Below are 16818 nucleotides of genomic sequence, written 5' to 3'. Positions count from 1 at the left end.
AATTTCGGAACTGTTTTTCTGCAGAAAAAAATCATAGTGTCCGCTTACAAAGCGGAATAACTATGATTATGGATAGATCTGTACTTTTTAGGGGATGTATGTGCGTAATTACTAAACGTTCGATAAAAAGTGGAAAGTGATTCAAACCCTACCTCAAAACAAATGGAGATAATATCCTTGTTTGATTCCACTAACAGCTTCTTTGCTAATTCCAAACGGACTTCTGTTAAATATTGTAATGGTGTCTTATTGTAACGATCCTTGAAAATTGTATTTACATGGCGGGAACTGACCCCCATTTTGGCGGATAGGTCATTCGAACTCATCACATTATAGTAGTTGGAATCGATATATTCCTTCAATTTTTCCGCCCTTAATGTATTAGCATTTGTAATGACTTCATACTTTTGTGACCGTGCAAAGAGATACAAAAGCTGTAATAGATACACTTGCATTCCAACTATATCAAGAGAATCACCTAACGATTGCTGATACAACATTTTCCGTAGTAATTGCCTTATTTCCATTGCATCAAATTCATTTACTTTAATTATTTTCGATTGATTGAAATACTCATCAATTAACTTTTGATGAATTGTTGAATCTAGGATAATTGGTTCGAACTCAAGTACTAGAACTGCCAGCTTTGTATGAGCCAAAATGGAATGGTTGGAATATGGTGTAATAAATGCCACCTGATCACGGTCAAATGAATAGTTTTCTCCATTAAGACTTATTTCTCCTTCATCTTCCATAGCATACAGGATCTGATAAGTTTCATGAAAATGCTTCTTAACCGTGTCCTTCTCAGAATGTATACTCTCATTCAAACGAATAACCCGTTGTTCTAATGCATTGCCATCCACAGGTATCACCTTCCACACTGAAACATTACTTGATATTGGCCACCAAATGAATTACTTGTTTTGTTTGTTCAAAAAGTAGTTTATCAGCCTCTTCAAAACATTGTTGTAAGGATAATGGTTTATTAATAATAGAAAAGCAACCCGAAAACCTTTCCCGTAATGAATCCAAATTGCCATTGAGGCTTCCAGAAATCAGAACAACAGGAACTCCAAATGTCTTCGCGATTGCTGCGACGTAACCAGGCGCCTTGCCATAAAGTGTTTGTTCATCACTTTGTCCCTCCCCGGTAATTACAAGATCAGCTGTTTTAATCGCACTTTCAATACCTATCGTTTCACCTATTAACGCTGCACCGGACACCAAACTACCACCAATTGCCATAAGTGCAAAGCCTAATCCTCCCGCAGCGCCAGCGCCAGGCATTTCTTGTATGTTGACATGAAGATCAGATTCAACTAAGTTTCCAAATTGCCTTAAAGCCTCATCTAATTGCTTTACTTGTTTCACAGTCGCACCTTTTTGGGGACTAAACACTTTAGTTGCACCTAGCTTACCACATAATGGATTTTCTACATCACTCGCTATATTAATCGAGGCACGAGCAATTCTTGGATCCAAATTATTACATTTAACCTTTTTCACACTATACAAATCACGTCCGTATCCATCTATCTGATTACCGTTTTCATCCCAGGCGCTCATCCCTAAAGCCACGAGCATTCCTAACCCCCCATCATTTGTAGAACTTCCTCCCAATCCAATAATAAAAGAAGTGCATCCCCTGTTAAGTGCATGAGTGATAACTTCACCAATACCATATGTAGTTGTATTATCTGGATTACGCTTATTTTCAGGAACTTGCGTTAATCCAACAATATTCGCACACTCAATAACAGCTGTATTTGAATTTATAATTCCATATGAAGTGATTATGTTTTTCCCCAAAGGTCCGGTGCATTTCACATCTATACGTTCCCCATCACTTGCATTAAGTAAGGACTCCAGGGTTCCTTCCCCACCATCTGCCATTGGTTTTATAGTAATGAAATGACTGGGGTCAACATTCATTATGGCAGATTTCATTATCTCGGATGCTTCTACTGAGGTTAAACTTCCTTTAAAGGAATCCGGTGCCACGACTATATTCATAATAATCTCCTTTATTTTTAAATTAATATAATCCAATTAAACATCACTTTAATATTATTGGCAATACCGTATTCTTTGATTGATTAATAGAGACTTAGATTTGGCATGTTATAGAGGTCCACCCCGACTAATGATTGTTCAAATTTATTTTCACCACATACCAAAAAACTTCGGCTATCACCGAAGTTTTGTTTTTCAACCTATAAAATTCCCCACAAGTCTTATTTTGAAAACCGCCCCATGATGCAGAAGTCTTTCTAATTACATTCATTGCATTTTCCTCATTCTCATGGGGGCATTACATCCAATATAATCCAACATGCCGCTGGTTGAACTCCTATTTATTCTTATTCAACACATCAAACGCTACAGCACCTAGTAATACTAGTCCTTTAATAGCCTGCTGCCAATCAATCCCGATACCCATTAAGGACATACCGTTATTTAATATACCCATAACCAATGCACCAATTACCGCGCCAAATACGGTTCCTACACCGCCTGTCAACGATGCACCACCAATAACTGCTGCGGCAATAGCGTCTAGTTCAAATAGGTTACCAGCTTGAGGTGTTGCTGCATTTAACCGACCTGCAAAAATAAGACCAGCTAATGCTGCCATGATTCCCATATTAACGAAAACCCAGAACTTCATTTTTTTCGTCTTAACACCTGATAGCTGAGCTGCATTTTCATTTCCACCGACAGCATATATATGTCGACCAACAACTGTTTTATTCATCAAAAATGTATATCCAATAATTAGGACAAATAATATAATCAGTACATATGGTATACCCTCATATAATGCTAGTACATATGTAAATACATTAATAACAACCACCAAAGCAATTAACTTTGCGATGAATAAAGGTAGTGAAGTTGTGTTAAAATTGTATTTCATATCGGTTCTTCTTATTTTAAACTCATTAAGTATAAATAGAATTGATAATACGATCCCAACCACTACTGTAAATAATTGAAGTTCTCCCCCACCACCGAAAATATCTGGTAAAAAGGAAGAGCTTAAACTTCTAAAACCATCTGGAAATGGCGCAAGTGTCTGTCCCTGTAAAACTACCAACGTTAATCCTCTGAATATTAACATTCCAGCTAAAGTCACAATAAATGCAGGAATCTTAACGTATGCTATCCAAAATCCTTGCCATGCACCAATAATTGCACCAAGGATTAAACTTAACAACAACGCAACAATTACAGGCATATCATGAGTTACGAGCATTACCCCTGCAACCGCTCCTACAAAAGCCGCTACTGAACCAACTGATAAATCAATCTCACCCGTAATAATGATCAACATCATACCAATTGCCAGTACAATCATATAACTATTCTGCATAACAATATTCGTTACATTTAATGGAGTCAATAAAATTCCATCCGTTAAAATTTGAAATAATATCGATATACCAACTAACGCAATAACCATTCCAAATCGTCTTAAATTATTGTTAATTAAATTCTTAAATCCATCCATTACTTCTCATTACCTCCCACTTTGCGTCATGTATGTCATCAGAATTTCTTGGTTTGCTTCACTTCTATCAATTTCACCCGTGATTCTTCCTTCGCTTAAAGTATAAATGCGATCACACATACCTATTAACTCAGGTAGTTCAGATGAAATCATAATAATACTTTTTCCCTGCTCAGCAAGTTCATTAATAACTTTATATATTTCAAATTTAGCTCCAACATCTATTCCCCTTGTTGGTTCATCCAAGATTAGAATTTCTGGATCCGTAAATATCCATTTCCCCAACACTACCTTCTGCTGGTTTCCCCCGCTAAGGTTCACCACTTTCTGTTGAATACTAGGAGCTTTAATATTAATTTTCGATTTTAGTGTCTCTGCTTCTACAATTTCTTTACTTCCATCAACAACATTGTTTTTTGACAATTTATTTAAGTTTGCTAGTGATAGATTATTTTTAATACTATCAATTAATATAAGTCCATATTCTTTTCGATTCTCAGAAACATACGCCACACCATGCTTAATCGCTTGATCGACATTATTAAACGATAGTTCCCGTCCATCTTTAATAAGCTGTCCTGAAATTTTTTTACCATAGGATTTCCCAAAAACACTCATAGCAAGTTCTGTTCTTCCTGCTCCCATTAACCCAGCAATACCAACAATCTCTCCGCGTTTAACTTTCACATTAACATCATGTAATATTTTTCTCTCTGAATCTTGTGGATGATAAACAGACCAGTCTTTAATTTCAAAAACAACTTCATCTTTAATGTTATCTTGCCGTTCTGGAAATAAATTTGTGAGGTCACGACCAACCATATCTTTTATTACTTTATTTTCGGTAACATCATTAATAGAATATGTCTCAATTGTTTGACCATCACGTAAAACCGTTATACTATCAGATACCTTAAAAAGCTCTTTTAATTTATGAGAAATGAGAATGGATGTCATCCCTTGCTTTTTAAATTCTAGTAATAGCTTTAAGAGGTTTTCGCTATCTTCTTCATTCAAAGCTGCTGTAGGTTCATCAAGAATTAATAATTTCACCTTCTTAGATAGCGCTTTCGCAATTTCCACTAATTGCTGTTGACCCACTCCAATGTTTTTAATTTGTTCTTCAGGATCTACATTTAGTCCAACTTTCTTGAGCAATTGTCTTGTTTCGATAATCGTTTCATTCCAGTTAATAACACCTTTTCTCGCTTGCTCATTTCCTAAAAATATATTTTCTGCAATTGATAGGTCGGGAATTAACGCAAGCTCCTGATGCACAATAACAATCCCAAGCCCCTCACTTTCATTAATATTTTTAAACTCACATGTGCTGTCTTTAAAAATAATATCCCCAGAATATGTCCCGTATGGATGAACACCACTTAATACTTTCATTAAAGTAGATTTACCAGCACCGTTCTCACCAATCAGAGCATGTATTTCTCCTTCTTGAACTTTAAGGTTTACATTATCTAGAGCTTTTACACCTGGAAATGTCTTTGTTATTTGCTTCATTTCCAAAATTGTCTCAGCCATTATTATCACACCTTTAAAATGAAAATAAGTAGGATGATTTAGCAAAATATATGACGCTAAATCATCCTGAAGCCTTTTTAATGTTACTTTAATTGGTCCTCTGTATAATATCCTGACTCTATAAGTAATTCTTCATAATTATCGATATCTACTGAAACAGATTCTAATAAGTTTGAAGGAACAACTTTCATACCATTATCGTATGTTTCCGTATCATTCACTTCAGGTTCTTCTCCATTTAGCACAGAGTCTGCCATATTAACTGCACTTTTAGCTAGTTCCCTTGTATCTTTAAAGATTGTTTGTGTTTGTTCTCCAGCAATAATGGACTTAATTGATGACAATTCCGCATCTTGCCCAGTAACAATTGGCATTGGATTGTCGTCTGTCCCGTATCCTACTGCTTTTAGTGAAGAGATTACTCCACGGCTTATACCATCAAATGGTGAATAAACAACATCTATTTTTTCACTGGAATAATGAGCACTTAACAAATTATCCATACGTTCTTGTGCCTTCGCGCCATCCCAACGTAATGTTGCACCCTGATCAAAACTAGTTTGACCACTTTGAACTACTAATTTCCCTTCATCAATGTACGGTTGAAGGATAGACATTGCACCATCCCAATAGAAATATGCATTGTTATCATCTGGAGATCCAGCAAATAGTTCAATATTAAATGGCCCTTCTCCATCTGCTAGCCCTAACTTGTCTTCAATGTATTCACCTTGTTGCACTCCAACTTTGAAGTTATCAAAAGTTGCATAATAGCTTACGTGGTCACTGTTCATAATAAGACGATCATATGCTATTACAGGAATATCCTGATTCTTTGCTTGTTCCAGAACATCTGTAAGCGCCTCTCCATCAATTGAAGCGATCACAAGAATATCTACACCTTTTGTGATCATATTTTCAATTTGCGATACTTGATTTTCTACAACGTCCTCTGCATATTGCAAATCAGTCTCATACCCTAATTCTTCAAATTGGCTAACCATGTTGTCTCCATCTTTGACCCATCTTTCAGAAGACTTTGTGGGCATGGCAATTCCGACAGTTTTTCCACTATCTCCACCATCACCACTCGCGTCATTGCTACATCCTACCATGGCAATAGCAAGTACCATAATAGATAAGATCCAACTAAATTTCTTCATTCTTTTTACCCCCTTGTTTTTGTTAATCCATTATACAGAGCTTATTAGATAGCGCTTTCATTCGAAGCAAAAAAATATATGCTCTGTTAAATAACCCTGCATAATAAATGATTAGTAACAAAAAATTGTTCGTACAATACAATGATCACACACACCCATCTTGTACGTACATTTATTATAAAACAAAGGGACGTATTATGCAATAAAATATTTTGAAAAATTATTTTATTGGAAAATAAATACCACCTTATAAAATAAGATGGTAAATTGTTAGGATGTCATTTCAGACTTATTTAAATCTTTTGTAGATGTTCTAATTATAATTTCAGGGGGATATACAATAGAATTAGCATTATAAACGTCTTTATTTTTATTATCCTTTTTTAATTTTATAAGATCTATAATCATGTTCGCAGCAGCTTCCCCTAACTCACTTTTCGGATGTGCAATAGACGTTAATTTCACTTCTGATATTTCCGCCAATGGAGAATCATCATAGCCTACGATAGACAAATCGTCTGGAACCCGTATATTCATCGTCCGTAATACATCGAGTAACTTCATTGCAAGTTCATCATTATAGCAAACTAACCCCGTAACAGAATTGTTTTTCGACGATAGTATTTTTTTCAATTCATCAATAGGCTTTGCATTCTTTTCCTCTGTCGTATACGTGATAATATTACTCGGATTTATTGGTATTTTATTTTGTCTATGAGCTTTTAAAAATCCTTTCATACGCTTAGTTCCTTGGGTATCATCCGTTTTAAAACATCCTATTATATTGTTATGGCCACGTTTTATCAAATGTTCCGTTTGCAAAAAGCCACCCTTTTCATCATCCATCACAATATTAATTGGTTCTAACTCATCATAAAAGGCATTAATCATAATATAGGGTATGGAGAGGCGTTCTAGATTTAGATAATAACTAATGTTAGGATTCGAATACGCACTTTTTGTTGGCTCAACAATGATGCCGTCAAATTTTTGTGTTAGAATCTTTTCTAAAATACGCTGTTCATTCTCCTGGTTATTATTTGTGCTAAAAATGCTTACCTGATATCCTTCATCACTTAACCTTGCTTCAGCACCACGTATAATGGAAGGAAATATATAATCGGAGATATAGGTAGTAATAATAGCAATATTCTTTTGGCTACTTTGTTCTTGATTATTGCTCACTGCGCTTCTATCTGCACAAAAGGTTCCTGATCCTTGTTCCCGATAAAGCCAACCTGTTGTAACCAAATCACCGATTGCTTGTCGCACCGTGTGACGACTGACACTAAATTCCTTCATTAATTCACTTTCTGAACTGATCTTCTGATTTGGTATATAGGTTCCGTCTATGATCTTTGATTTTATTGCCTTTTTCACCATATTATATTTTGTCAAAATAAAAACACATCCCTGCTCGTACGTTTAGGCAATTATTTTTAAAATGTGTACAAAAAAGTTATCAAATAGAAAGTCATTATTATTGGTATTATTTGCATATTATTCAAAACACATTCGTATAAGTTAAGCTTAACATAAATACAATAATTATATACAGTTTATTTCTACTCGTTTTAAACTGTAAACTATTACAGAGCTATACCTTGAAACTATAGCTCTGTAATGGTGGATTAGGTTTAGATATTCACCCCCAAACCCTCTCCCCCAACTTCAACTCACTCCGCAATTGCCTTGCCCTCGTATCACGATCAATTACAACACATTCAATACCTGCCATATCCGCAAAATCATATAATTGATCTGTCGTTACATTAAATGAAAATGCCGTATGATGCGCTCCACCCGCATATATCCATGATTCCGTTGCTTCGCTTAAAGATGGTTCAGGTTTCCATAAAACTTTTGCCACCGGAAGATTTGGTGTTTCCTCCGTTGGCTGTTCTGCTTGCACTTCATTGACAACGAGTCGATACCTGCCGCCTAGTTCAATCAGTGAGGCGACAACTGCCTGGCCGCCACGACCATCAAATACTAAACGAGCAGGGTCGTCTTTATTACCCATATCAAGTGGATTAACGACAATTCTAGGCTTTGTTGCGGAGACTGTTGGGCAAATTTCTAACATGTGTGAACCTAATATCATTTCGTTGCCTGGTTCCAAGTGGTACGTATAATCCTCCATAAAGGATGTTCCCTTGTTTCCAGCGATAACTTTCATCATCCGTAATAAAGCCGCTGTTCTCCAGTCCCCTTCCCCAGCAAAGCCGTATCCTTCTGCCATTAAACGTTGAGCTGCTAGGCCTGGTAGTTGTTTCATGCCATGCAAATCCTCAAAGTTAGTTGTAAAGGCATTATAATTTCGCTTTGATAAAAATGCTTTCAAACCCAGCTCGATCCGTGCCTGCTCCAATATGGAATCTCGAACAGGGCCCGACTCTTCGGCTTCAACCGGTAGTTCGTATAATTCATTGTACTCTTGATACAACTCCTCTACATCAGCATCAGTGATCTTCTCCATTTCCTCGACTAAATCACCGATTCCATAGTAATCTACTGTCCAGCCAAATTTAATTTGCGCTTCCACTTTGTCTCCATCTGTAACAGCGACATTACGCATATTATCGCCAAAACGAGCAACTCTAATATTCGTTCCTTCTGTTACAGCTACTGCAGTTTGCATCCAGTCACCGATTTTTTCTGCTACATCTGGGTTTTCCCAATGACCGACAACCACTTTGCGTGGGATGTTCATACGTGTTCCAATAAAACCAAATTCACGGTCCCCATGTGCGGATTGGTTTAGATTCATAAAGTCCATATCAATATTTTTCCAAGGAATATCACGGTTAAATTGCGTATGTAAATGTAACATTGGTTTCTGCAATGCCTTTAGTCCGGAAATCCACATTTTTGCAGGGGAAAATGTATGCATCCACGTGATTAGTCCTGCGCAATTTTCATCGTTATTTGCTTCTAACATTAACTTGCGAATATCATTTGCATTAGTTAATACCGTTTTAAAAACAATATTAAATGGTAGATTACCATTTTCATTGAGTTTTTCTGAAATTTGTTTTGAATGACCTTCCACTTCCTGAAGTGCTTCATTCCCGTATAAATGCTGACTTCCTGTTACGAACCAAAATTCATAAGGTCTAATTGTTAACATGTTCGCTCCTCCTAATTTGGGCATTATTTGTAGTAAGTTTAATTGCTCGCAGCCGCTTCATCACATCATTTTCACCACGACCAAAGTAATCATGAAGCGTTGAATATTCTTGATACAGTTTTTCATAAATAGCTACATTCTCAGGTATAGGTTTAATAATTTCATCTTTTATTCGAGCCATTTTTTTGGTTGCATCTAATATTGTGTCATAACCACCGTTAGCCGCTCCCGCTGCAACTGCGCCAAACATTGCAGCACCTAGAGCAGGGGTCTGAAATGAATCGGCAATTTTGATAACCCGATTCGTAACATCTGCGTATATCTGCATTAACAACTTGTTTTTATGTGGTAATCCTCCACACGCATATAACTCATTAACTTCGATTCCGTTATGATGGAATGCGTCGACGATTTTACGAGTACCAAAAGCAGTTGATTCGAGAAGCGCTCGATAGATTTCTTCTGGTTTTGTCTGCAATGTCATCCCTAATAGCAATCCGCTTAAGTCTGTATCGACAAGTACTGAACGATTCCCATTCCACCAATCAAGTGCCAATAATCCTGTTTCACCTGGTTTGTAAGTTGCTGCGTTTTCCTCTAACCATTGGTGAACCGTAATACCTGCATCATCAGCCTTCTTTTTTACATATTCTGGTACTCCTTGATCAACATACCATGCAAAAATATCTCCCACAGCTGACTGTCCCGCTTCATAGCCGTAAAATCCAGGAATAATTCCATCTTCAACGACACCACACATACCTTCAACCTGCTTTTCCTCATTACCTAAAAGCATATGACAAATGGAAGTCCCCATTGCCATCACTAGTTTTCCTGGTTCGACCACACCCATAGCAGGTACTGCAGCGTGTGCATCCACATTTCCAGTGGCAATTGCTGTCCCTGCATTTAGCCCAGTTAGCCTAGCCATCTCTTCTGTTAATTCGCCGGATTTTGTGCCTAATGGAACAACCTCCCCACGTAGTTTCGTGTCTGTTAAATCTTCTAACCGTGGATCAAGCGCCTTGAAAAATTCTTTACTTGGATACCCATCTTGCTTATGCCAAATTGCCTTGTAACCAGCCGTGCAACTATTACGAACCAAGTTATTCGTAAGTCTTGCTATGACCCAATCGGTAGCTTCAACAAATCGATCTGTTTTTTCATAAATATCAGGTGCTTCATTTAAAATTTGCCATATTTTTGCGATCATCCACTCGGAAGATATTTTACCCCCATATCTCGGCAAAAAAGCTTCCCCCATTTGTTCAGCTATTTCATTCAATTTGTTCGCTTCATCCTGTGCTGCGTGATGTTTCCACAGTTTCACCCAACCATGTGGGTTATCTTTTAATTTGCGATTAAAACTTAAGGGATCTCCTTTTTCATCGACCGGTAGCATTGTACATGCGGTAAAATCAATTCCAAGTCCAATCACATCGTTTGGATGTACGCCTGATTCCTGTAAAACAGCTGGGATAGAGTTTCCTAAAACATCGATATAATCGCGCGGATTTTGTAAAGCCCACTCATAACCTAATTCAATTCGGGAATCAGGCAATTCTTGATCAATCACACCGTGCCTATATGGTGTTACATGATCAGCAATTTCTTGACCATTTTCTAGTGATACTAATACAGCTCGACCTGATTCCGTTCCATAATCAACACCAATAGCATACTTTTCTGCCATGTATGATATCCCCCTTATTTCTCTTGTCCGTAATATGCTTTTGCACCATGTTTTCTTAAATAATGCTTATCCAGCAGTGCTTGGTCCATAGGTGAAGCATTTGGATTTAATTGATATGTTTGTAAAGCCATCTTCGCAACTTCCTCTAACACAACAGCATTATGAACTGCTTCATTTGCATCTTTTCCCCATGTGAACGGAGCATGGCTATGGACAAGCGCTCCAGGCACTTGGTTCGGATCGATTCCTTGAAAAGTCTCGACAATAACATTTCCAGTTTCATGCTCATACGCCCCGTTGATTTCTGCTTCCGTCATCGCCCTTGTACACGGAACTGTACCGTAAAAATAGTCACCATGTGTCGTTCCTAATGACGGTATACCTCTCCCCGCCTGTGCCCAACTTGTTGACCATGGTGCATGTGTATGGACAACACCACCGATTTCCGGGAAGTTTTGATATAAAACGAGATGTGTTGGCGTGTCTGATGACGGATTCAAATCCCCTTCAACAATACTCCCATCCAAATCAACTACAACCATATCTGCCTTTTTTAATTCATCATATGGAACCCCACTAGGTTTAATAACGATAAGCTGGTCCTTCCTGCTGATACCGCTTACATTTCCCCATGTAAAAGTTACTAAGTGATGCTTTGGTAATGCAAGATTCGCTTCTAACACTGCTTGCTTTAAATCTTCTAACATGTTATCAACACCTTCCACACAAAATATCATGTACGTATAACATAAGGCTCCTATTCTTATATTAATACAATTCGTCCGTACAATCAATAATATTTGCGATAATTATAACTTTTAAAAATACTGGGACATGGGGACAGGTTAGTTGTCCCAGTCCCGAAACGAAGCTGGATGCGGGTTGTGCTGCGGGACAAGGGACCTGTCCCCATGTCCCTGCCAGCATCTGGTTAATTAGCTTGAGCAATCAAACAATTGACTTTATAATGGCTGTGTAACAACAGCAAATGGCAGAGGAGACTATAAATGATAAAAGGTATTATTTTTGATTTTGACGGGTTAATTTTTGATACAGAAACACTGCAATACCATGTTTTAAATGAGATTTTCCAAGAGAATGGCAGCGAGCTTCCCCTTTCCAGATGGCAAGAGGAGATCGGAACATATACCGGGTTTATGCCATTTCAATACTTGGAAGAACAGATTAATAGAAAAGTAAATCAGGATGAACTGGAAAGGAAATTTAATGATCTTTTTCAGGGAAAATTAACTGTGGAAGAGGCGAGGCCGGGCGTTGAGGATTATTTAAAGGAGGCCGAAGAGCTTAATTTGAAAATAGGATTAGCTTCAAGCTCTAATTTTAAATGGGTATCGAATCACTTGAAGCAACTTAACTTATACGAATATTTCCAGTGCATCAAGACTTCTGATGACGTTGAATTCGTAAAACCCGATCCAGCATTATATGTAGAAGCTGCAAAGTGTTTGGGGCTAAAAGTGGAAGAATGCCTAGTTTTCGAGGATTCCGCCAATGGATCATTAGCCGCTAAAAAGGCAGGAATGCACTGCGTGGTTGTCCCAAATGAAGTAACAAGAGCCATGGAATTTTGTAAGGTGGAACATAAAATTGAATCCATGGCTGATATAAGTTTGAGAGAATTGCTTAGAATGCTAGGATGAGGCGGGCGGGACATGGGGACAGGTTAGTTGTCCCACCCCAGATGTCACTGAAGACGGGGCTTCGCGGGTGGGACGAGGGACCTGTCCCCGTGTCCCAGGTTAGTTGACGTTTCCGATAAGTAGTTACTAAATATTCTCCCACTGCTTCGACTTAGCAGATTTCTCAACTGCCTCGAGAACCTTTTGATTTCTTATCCCGTCTTCAAAATTTGGTTCGGGTTGCGTTCCACTTGCAATTCCATTCAAAAACTCATATATCAAATGAATAAATGTATGCTCATAACCAATGATATGTCCAGCTGGCCAATATGCAGCTGCATATGGATGATTTTCTTCTGTACAGTTAATCAAACGGAAACCTTGAAGCCCTGGCTCATCATCACCTAGATAAATCTCCAGATTATTCATGTTTTCCATATCCCAACGTACAGAGCCTTTTTCTCCATTGATTTCAAATTTATTTTTGTTTCGATTACCACCTGCAAATCGTGTCGCTTCAAATGTCCCTAATGCTCCATTTTCAAATCTCGCTAGAAACGCAACTGCATCATCAACGGTAACTTCTCCCAACGAATTACTTTCAGACTTTGCACGTAAACTTCCAGACATTTCTCCAATCGGGCGTTTTTTAATGAACGTTTCCATCATAGAAACAACTTCCTTCAATTCCCCTACTAGAAAACGAGCCAAATCAATACTATGTGCACCAATATCACCAAGTGCTCCAGATCCAGAAACTTCTTTCTTTAAACGCCACACAAGTGGAAATTGTGGATCCATAATGAAATCTTGTAGATAGTTCGCGCGGAAGTGATATATTTTTCCTAATCGCCCCTCGTCAATTAGTTTTTTAGTGAACTGAACCGCTGGAGCAAAGCGATAATTGTGACAAATCATATGAATTACATTATTTTCTTTGACCGCATCATACATTTCTTGCGCTTCCTCCATCGTTAAAGCAAGCGGCTTTTCGGTGATAATATGTTTACCAGCTTTAGCTGCTGCAATGGCAATTTCAGCATGGGTATGGTTTGGGGTAACAATATCAATGACATCAATGTCCTCCCTTTCGATCAAACGTTGCCAATCTGTTTCGTACGATTCCCATCCCATTTTCTCAGCTGCTTCCTTCACACCTAATTCATTTCTACCTGAAATTGCCTTTTGTATTGGTTTAACTTTTGTATCAAAATAAAATGGTAAATCCCGGTAAGCATGGCTATGTGCTTTTCCCATAAATTGATAGCCAACCATACCGATTCTAATTTCTCTTTGATTTAGGCCCACCACATCTCACCAACCTTTTCTCTAATTAGTGCATTCTTTAGCAATTTAGCGCTTTTTTGGAACCCTTCATCAACTGACATAAGACTGTCCTCATGCTCGATACTAATCGTACCTTTATAGCCAACTAATTGGAGGGTGCTAATAATCTTGCGCCAGTTTTCTTCCCCATGCCCATAACCAACAGTCCGGAAAATCCAGGATCGATTCAATTCATCGCTGTAAGGTTTCGTATCAAGTACACCATTAGTTGCCGTGTTCTGTTCGTCAATCCCCGTATCCTTCGCATGAAAATGGTATAATGCATCATGTCTTGCAATTTCTTTAATAGAAGCAATGGGATCCATGTTTTGCCAAAAGAGATGACTTGGGTCAAAATTAACACCAATATTATGTCCACATTCTTTTCGAAGGCGCAAAGCTGTTTCATTATTGTATACAACAAATCCTGGATGGGGTTCTATCGCTACTCGAACACCATGCTCAGCTAAAAACTTACTTTGTTCTGACCAATAAGGAATTACGCGTTCTTTCCATTGCCACTCCAATACTTCTGTATGGTCCTCTGGCCACGGACACGTTACCCATACAGGAAAACGGGAATGTTCTGATTCACCAGGGCAGCCTGAAAACGTGATTACTGTTTCTACCCCTAGTTTTTCAGCTAAACGCACAGTATTCTGAAATTGCTCATGGTGCTTTTCGGAAATTTCCTTATTGGGGTGAAGCGGATTTCCGTGACAGCTTAAAGCGCTTATTTCCAATCCACGATCATCGACAGCTTTTTTAAAAGCCTCTAGTTTCTTATTGTTGTTTAACAGTTCCTTTGGTTTACAATGCGCGTCCCCAGGATAGCCACCTGTTCCGATTTCAACTGCCTCTAGCCCATTTTCAGTGATAGTATCCAATGCATCCTCTAATTTTCGGTCACCAAATAATACAGCAAAAACACCTAATTTCATAAATGTTCACTCCTTATATAGTAGTTATCACTTTATAATTATTCAAGACGATCATGAATTAAACCATTGGGAAGAGGTTCAGGTTGCTCACATGTGCTAACTGGCTCATAATGTCTGTTTGAATCTGATGCATCATGGAAACCGTGCATGACATCTAAAACATGAAAAGCAAGTGTCCCGTTCGCCCTAGGTGTTTGGTCTTTTAAAATGGAATAAGCCATATCAGCAACACCTAATCCTCTACTATTATCTGAAAAACTGTGCGTTAAAGGCACCTCATACCATTCACTTTGATCGTGTCTTCTTACAAATACAGGTCCCCCGAACGTGTTTGGATCAGGTACAACTAAACTTCCTTCCGTACCATGAATTTCGATATTGGGCAAATGATGATGCCATGTATCAAAACTTGTAATAATGGAGGCAACTGCTCCACTTTCAAAGTCAAGCACACCGTTGATTTGCGTCGGTGTGTTGACCTGTATTTTCTCACCGAATTTTGGTTCGCTTGTAATGGTCCTTTCTTGGAAAGCAATAGTCGTGGATCCTGTTACACGTTTTATAGGACCCATTAAGGAAATTAAAGCTGTCAGGTAGTATGGACCCATGTCAAACATCGGTCCACCGCCATTTTGATAATAAAAGCCTGGATCTGGATGCCAGTTCTCATGACCGTGATTCATCATAAAGGCGGTTGCCGAAACAGGCTTGCCAATCCAACCATCATCAATCAACTTCCTACACGTTTGCATTCCTGCTCCCAAAAACGTGTCCGGAGCATTACCAACAACCAATCCTTTTGCTTCTGCAGTTTCTAAAATTTGCTTACCTTCATTCCGAGTAACTGCAAGTGGTTTCTCTGTATACACGTGCTTTCCCGCTTCAAGTGCCGCTAAAGAAACCATTGCATGCACAGAAGGGACAGTAAGATTAATCACGATATCAATCTCTGAATCTGCCAACAACTCTTCTGTTGAACAAGTTTTTGGAATGTTAAATTTCTTTGCCCTTTCTTTTGCACGATCTACATTCAAATCAGAACAAGCAACAATATCATATACATCAAACCTTTTGGCATTTTTAAAATATATTTCGCTTATGTTGCCGCACCCTACTATACCTGCTTTTAGTTGTTTCATACCATCCATCCAATCTATTTATCTCAGCATATTCTTTATCTGCTTGCCCAAATGAAGCCGTTTCGCATTAACTGGATAACTTCCGGCATTCTAACAATTTCTGCAATATGTCCTAATGAACAATAATAGACCTTTCCTTTTCCCCAGGATTTTGTCCAAACCACTGGCATATCAACCACTCCATTCGTTTGGTAAGCGCCATCTGCTACTGGAAATCTTGTTGTAGCATGAACCTTAACTGCCGGATCCACATGCATATAATACTGCTCAGATACAACTGTAAAATCTTTCATTCCCCTGGTAAGTGGTTGATCAGGGTCCACAATATGTACGTTATAAGTGATACCATCATTTCCTGGGTGGGCTACCCATTGGCCTCCAACCATAAATTGGTATTCCGGCTCCCAGCGAAAAGAATCTCCTAGTCCACCATGAAGACCAGCTAATCCAGTTCCATTTGCAACAGCATCAATGAGGGGCCGTAATTGACTATTCTTAATTGTACCCTGTGTCCAGTTTGGAACAATTAAGTCATAAGTGTTTAAATCCTCTTCCTCAAGTGTTGTTAATGTATTTGTAACCTTTACATCAAAATTTTCTTCCTTAAGGATACCGGCTAAAATCCTAGCAACTTCTTCTGGTTCATGTCCATCCCAGCCACCTTGAAAAATTAAAGCTTGTTTCATAATTAACCAACTCCTAACAAAGTGATAGAGGGAGCTCAACTGAATGTTGG

The 16818-nt window shown here is 38.2% G+C and carries 14 protein-coding genes; 1 reads left to right on the top strand and 13 read right to left on the bottom strand.

Going from position 1 to position 16818, the window contains the following annotated elements:
* Positions 1-44: 44 nt before the first annotated feature.
* From ACW2QC_RS01475 to araD, 9 genes are all read right to left on the bottom strand, one after another.
* Entirely contained in the window at positions 45-866 is an 822-nt protein-coding gene (locus ACW2QC_RS01475; protein WP_457542199.1) for an AraC family transcriptional regulator, read from the bottom strand.
* A 25-nt stretch (positions 867-891) separates the two neighbouring features.
* Positions 892-2016 (bottom strand): glycerate kinase, encoded by a 1125-nt coding sequence (locus ACW2QC_RS01470; RefSeq protein WP_457542198.1) that lies wholly within the window; start codon positions 2014-2016, stop codon positions 892-894.
* A gap of 337 nt (positions 2017-2353) precedes the next feature.
* Entirely contained in the window at positions 2354-3514 is a 1161-nt protein-coding gene (gene mmsB, locus ACW2QC_RS01465; protein ID WP_457542197.1) for a multiple monosaccharide ABC transporter permease, read from the bottom strand.
* Between the two features lie 9 nt (positions 3515-3523).
* Positions 3524-5050, bottom strand: a complete 1527-nt coding sequence (gene mmsA / locus ACW2QC_RS01460) for a multiple monosaccharide ABC transporter ATP-binding protein (protein WP_457542196.1) — start codon at positions 5048-5050, stop codon at positions 3524-3526.
* Between the two features lie 83 nt (positions 5051-5133).
* The gene (gene chvE / locus ACW2QC_RS01455) at positions 5134-6213 is read right to left on the bottom strand and encodes a multiple monosaccharide ABC transporter substrate-binding protein (RefSeq protein WP_457542195.1); all 1080 of its coding nucleotides are present in this window, start codon (positions 6211-6213) and stop codon (positions 5134-5136) included.
* A 270-nt stretch (positions 6214-6483) separates the two neighbouring features.
* Positions 6484-7614, bottom strand: coding sequence for a substrate-binding domain-containing protein (locus tag ACW2QC_RS01450; RefSeq protein WP_457542278.1), 1131 nt, complete (start codon positions 7612-7614; stop codon positions 6484-6486).
* A 244-nt stretch (positions 7615-7858) separates the two neighbouring features.
* Positions 7859-9343, bottom strand: a complete 1485-nt coding sequence (araA, locus tag ACW2QC_RS01445; RefSeq protein WP_457542194.1) for an L-arabinose isomerase — start codon at positions 9341-9343, stop codon at positions 7859-7861.
* Positions 9330-11036 carry a ribulokinase gene (locus tag ACW2QC_RS01440; RefSeq protein WP_457542193.1) on the bottom strand — a complete coding sequence of 569 codons (1707 nt, stop codon included), beginning with the start codon at positions 11034-11036 and terminating at the stop codon, positions 9330-9332. The genes araA and ACW2QC_RS01440 overlap by 14 nt, the downstream gene beginning before the upstream one ends.
* A gap of 14 nt (positions 11037-11050) precedes the next feature.
* Complete coding sequence (gene araD, locus ACW2QC_RS01435; RefSeq protein WP_457542192.1) at positions 11051-11743, bottom strand: L-ribulose-5-phosphate 4-epimerase; 693 nt, start codon at positions 11741-11743, stop codon at positions 11051-11053.
* A 300-nt stretch (positions 11744-12043) separates the two neighbouring features.
* On the opposite strand from araD, the gene ACW2QC_RS01430 reads away from it, so the two are divergent.
* Positions 12044-12697, top strand: coding sequence for an HAD family hydrolase (locus tag ACW2QC_RS01430; protein WP_457542191.1), 654 nt, complete (start codon positions 12044-12046; stop codon positions 12695-12697).
* A gap of 126 nt (positions 12698-12823) precedes the next feature.
* Here ACW2QC_RS01430 and ACW2QC_RS01425 read toward each other — a convergent pair whose 3' ends face one another.
* Genes ACW2QC_RS01425 through ACW2QC_RS01410 form a run of 4 tightly spaced genes read right to left on the bottom strand, consistent with a single transcriptional unit; the run spans position 12824 to position 16768 of the window.
* Positions 12824-13951, bottom strand: a complete 1128-nt coding sequence (locus tag ACW2QC_RS01425) for a Gfo/Idh/MocA family protein (RefSeq protein WP_457542277.1) — start codon at positions 13949-13951, stop codon at positions 12824-12826.
* Positions 13952-13974: 23 nt separating this feature from the next.
* A complete protein-coding gene (locus ACW2QC_RS01420; RefSeq protein WP_457542190.1) occupies positions 13975-14943 on the bottom strand; it encodes a sugar phosphate isomerase/epimerase family protein in 969 nt (322 codons plus the stop codon).
* 38 nt (positions 14944-14981) lie between these two features.
* On the bottom strand, positions 14982-16082 hold the full coding sequence (locus ACW2QC_RS01415; RefSeq protein WP_457542189.1) for a Gfo/Idh/MocA family protein: 1101 nt from the start codon (positions 16080-16082) through the stop codon (positions 14982-14984).
* 35 nt (positions 16083-16117) lie between these two features.
* Positions 16118-16768: a ThuA domain-containing protein gene (locus tag ACW2QC_RS01410; protein WP_457542188.1), complete on the bottom strand. Its 651-nt coding sequence runs from the start codon at positions 16766-16768 to the stop codon at positions 16118-16120.
* Between the last annotated feature and the right edge of the window lie 50 nt (positions 16769-16818).

This window comes from Virgibacillus sp. FSP13 (assembly GCF_054048505.1).
Note: the sequence above shows the minus strand (reverse complement) of the source record. Positions and strands in the feature narration are given on the sequence as shown.

Bases quoted from the DNA above. Each gene is read 5' to 3' on its own strand.
- ACW2QC_RS01470 (WP_457542198.1), bottom strand. From the start codon at position 2,016: ATGAATATAGTCGTGGCACCGGATTCCTTTAAAGGAAGTTTAACCTCA.
- mmsB (WP_457542197.1), bottom strand. From the start codon at position 3,514: ATGGATGGATTTAAGAATTTAATTAACAATAATTTAAGACGATTTGGA.
- mmsA (WP_457542196.1), bottom strand. From the start codon at position 5,050: ATGGCTGAGACAATTTTGGAAATGAAGCAAATAACAAAGACATTTCCA.
- chvE (WP_457542195.1), bottom strand. From the start codon at position 6,213: ATGAAGAAATTTAGTTGGATCTTATCTATTATGGTACTTGCTATTGCC.
- araA (WP_457542194.1), bottom strand. From the start codon at position 9,343: ATGTTAACAATTAGACCTTATGAATTTTGGTTCGTAACAGGAAGTCAG.
- ACW2QC_RS01440 (WP_457542193.1), bottom strand. From the start codon at position 11,036: ATGGCAGAAAAGTATGCTATTGGTGTTGATTATGGAACGGAATCAGGT.
- araD (WP_457542192.1), bottom strand. From the start codon at position 11,743: ATGTTAGAAGATTTAAAGCAAGCAGTGTTAGAAGCGAATCTTGCATTA.
- ACW2QC_RS01430 (WP_457542191.1), top strand. From the start codon at position 12,044: ATGATAAAAGGTATTATTTTTGATTTTGACGGGTTAATTTTTGATACA.
- ACW2QC_RS01425 (WP_457542277.1), bottom strand. From the start codon at position 13,951: ATGGTTGGCTATCAATTTATGGGAAAAGCACATAGCCATGCTTACCGG.
- ACW2QC_RS01420 (WP_457542190.1), bottom strand. From the start codon at position 14,943: ATGAAATTAGGTGTTTTTGCTGTATTATTTGGTGACCGAAAATTAGAG.
- ACW2QC_RS01415 (WP_457542189.1), bottom strand. From the start codon at position 16,082: ATGAAACAACTAAAAGCAGGTATAGTAGGGTGCGGCAACATAAGCGAA.
- ACW2QC_RS01410 (WP_457542188.1), bottom strand. From the start codon at position 16,768: ATGAAACAAGCTTTAATTTTTCAAGGTGGCTGGGATGGACATGAACCA.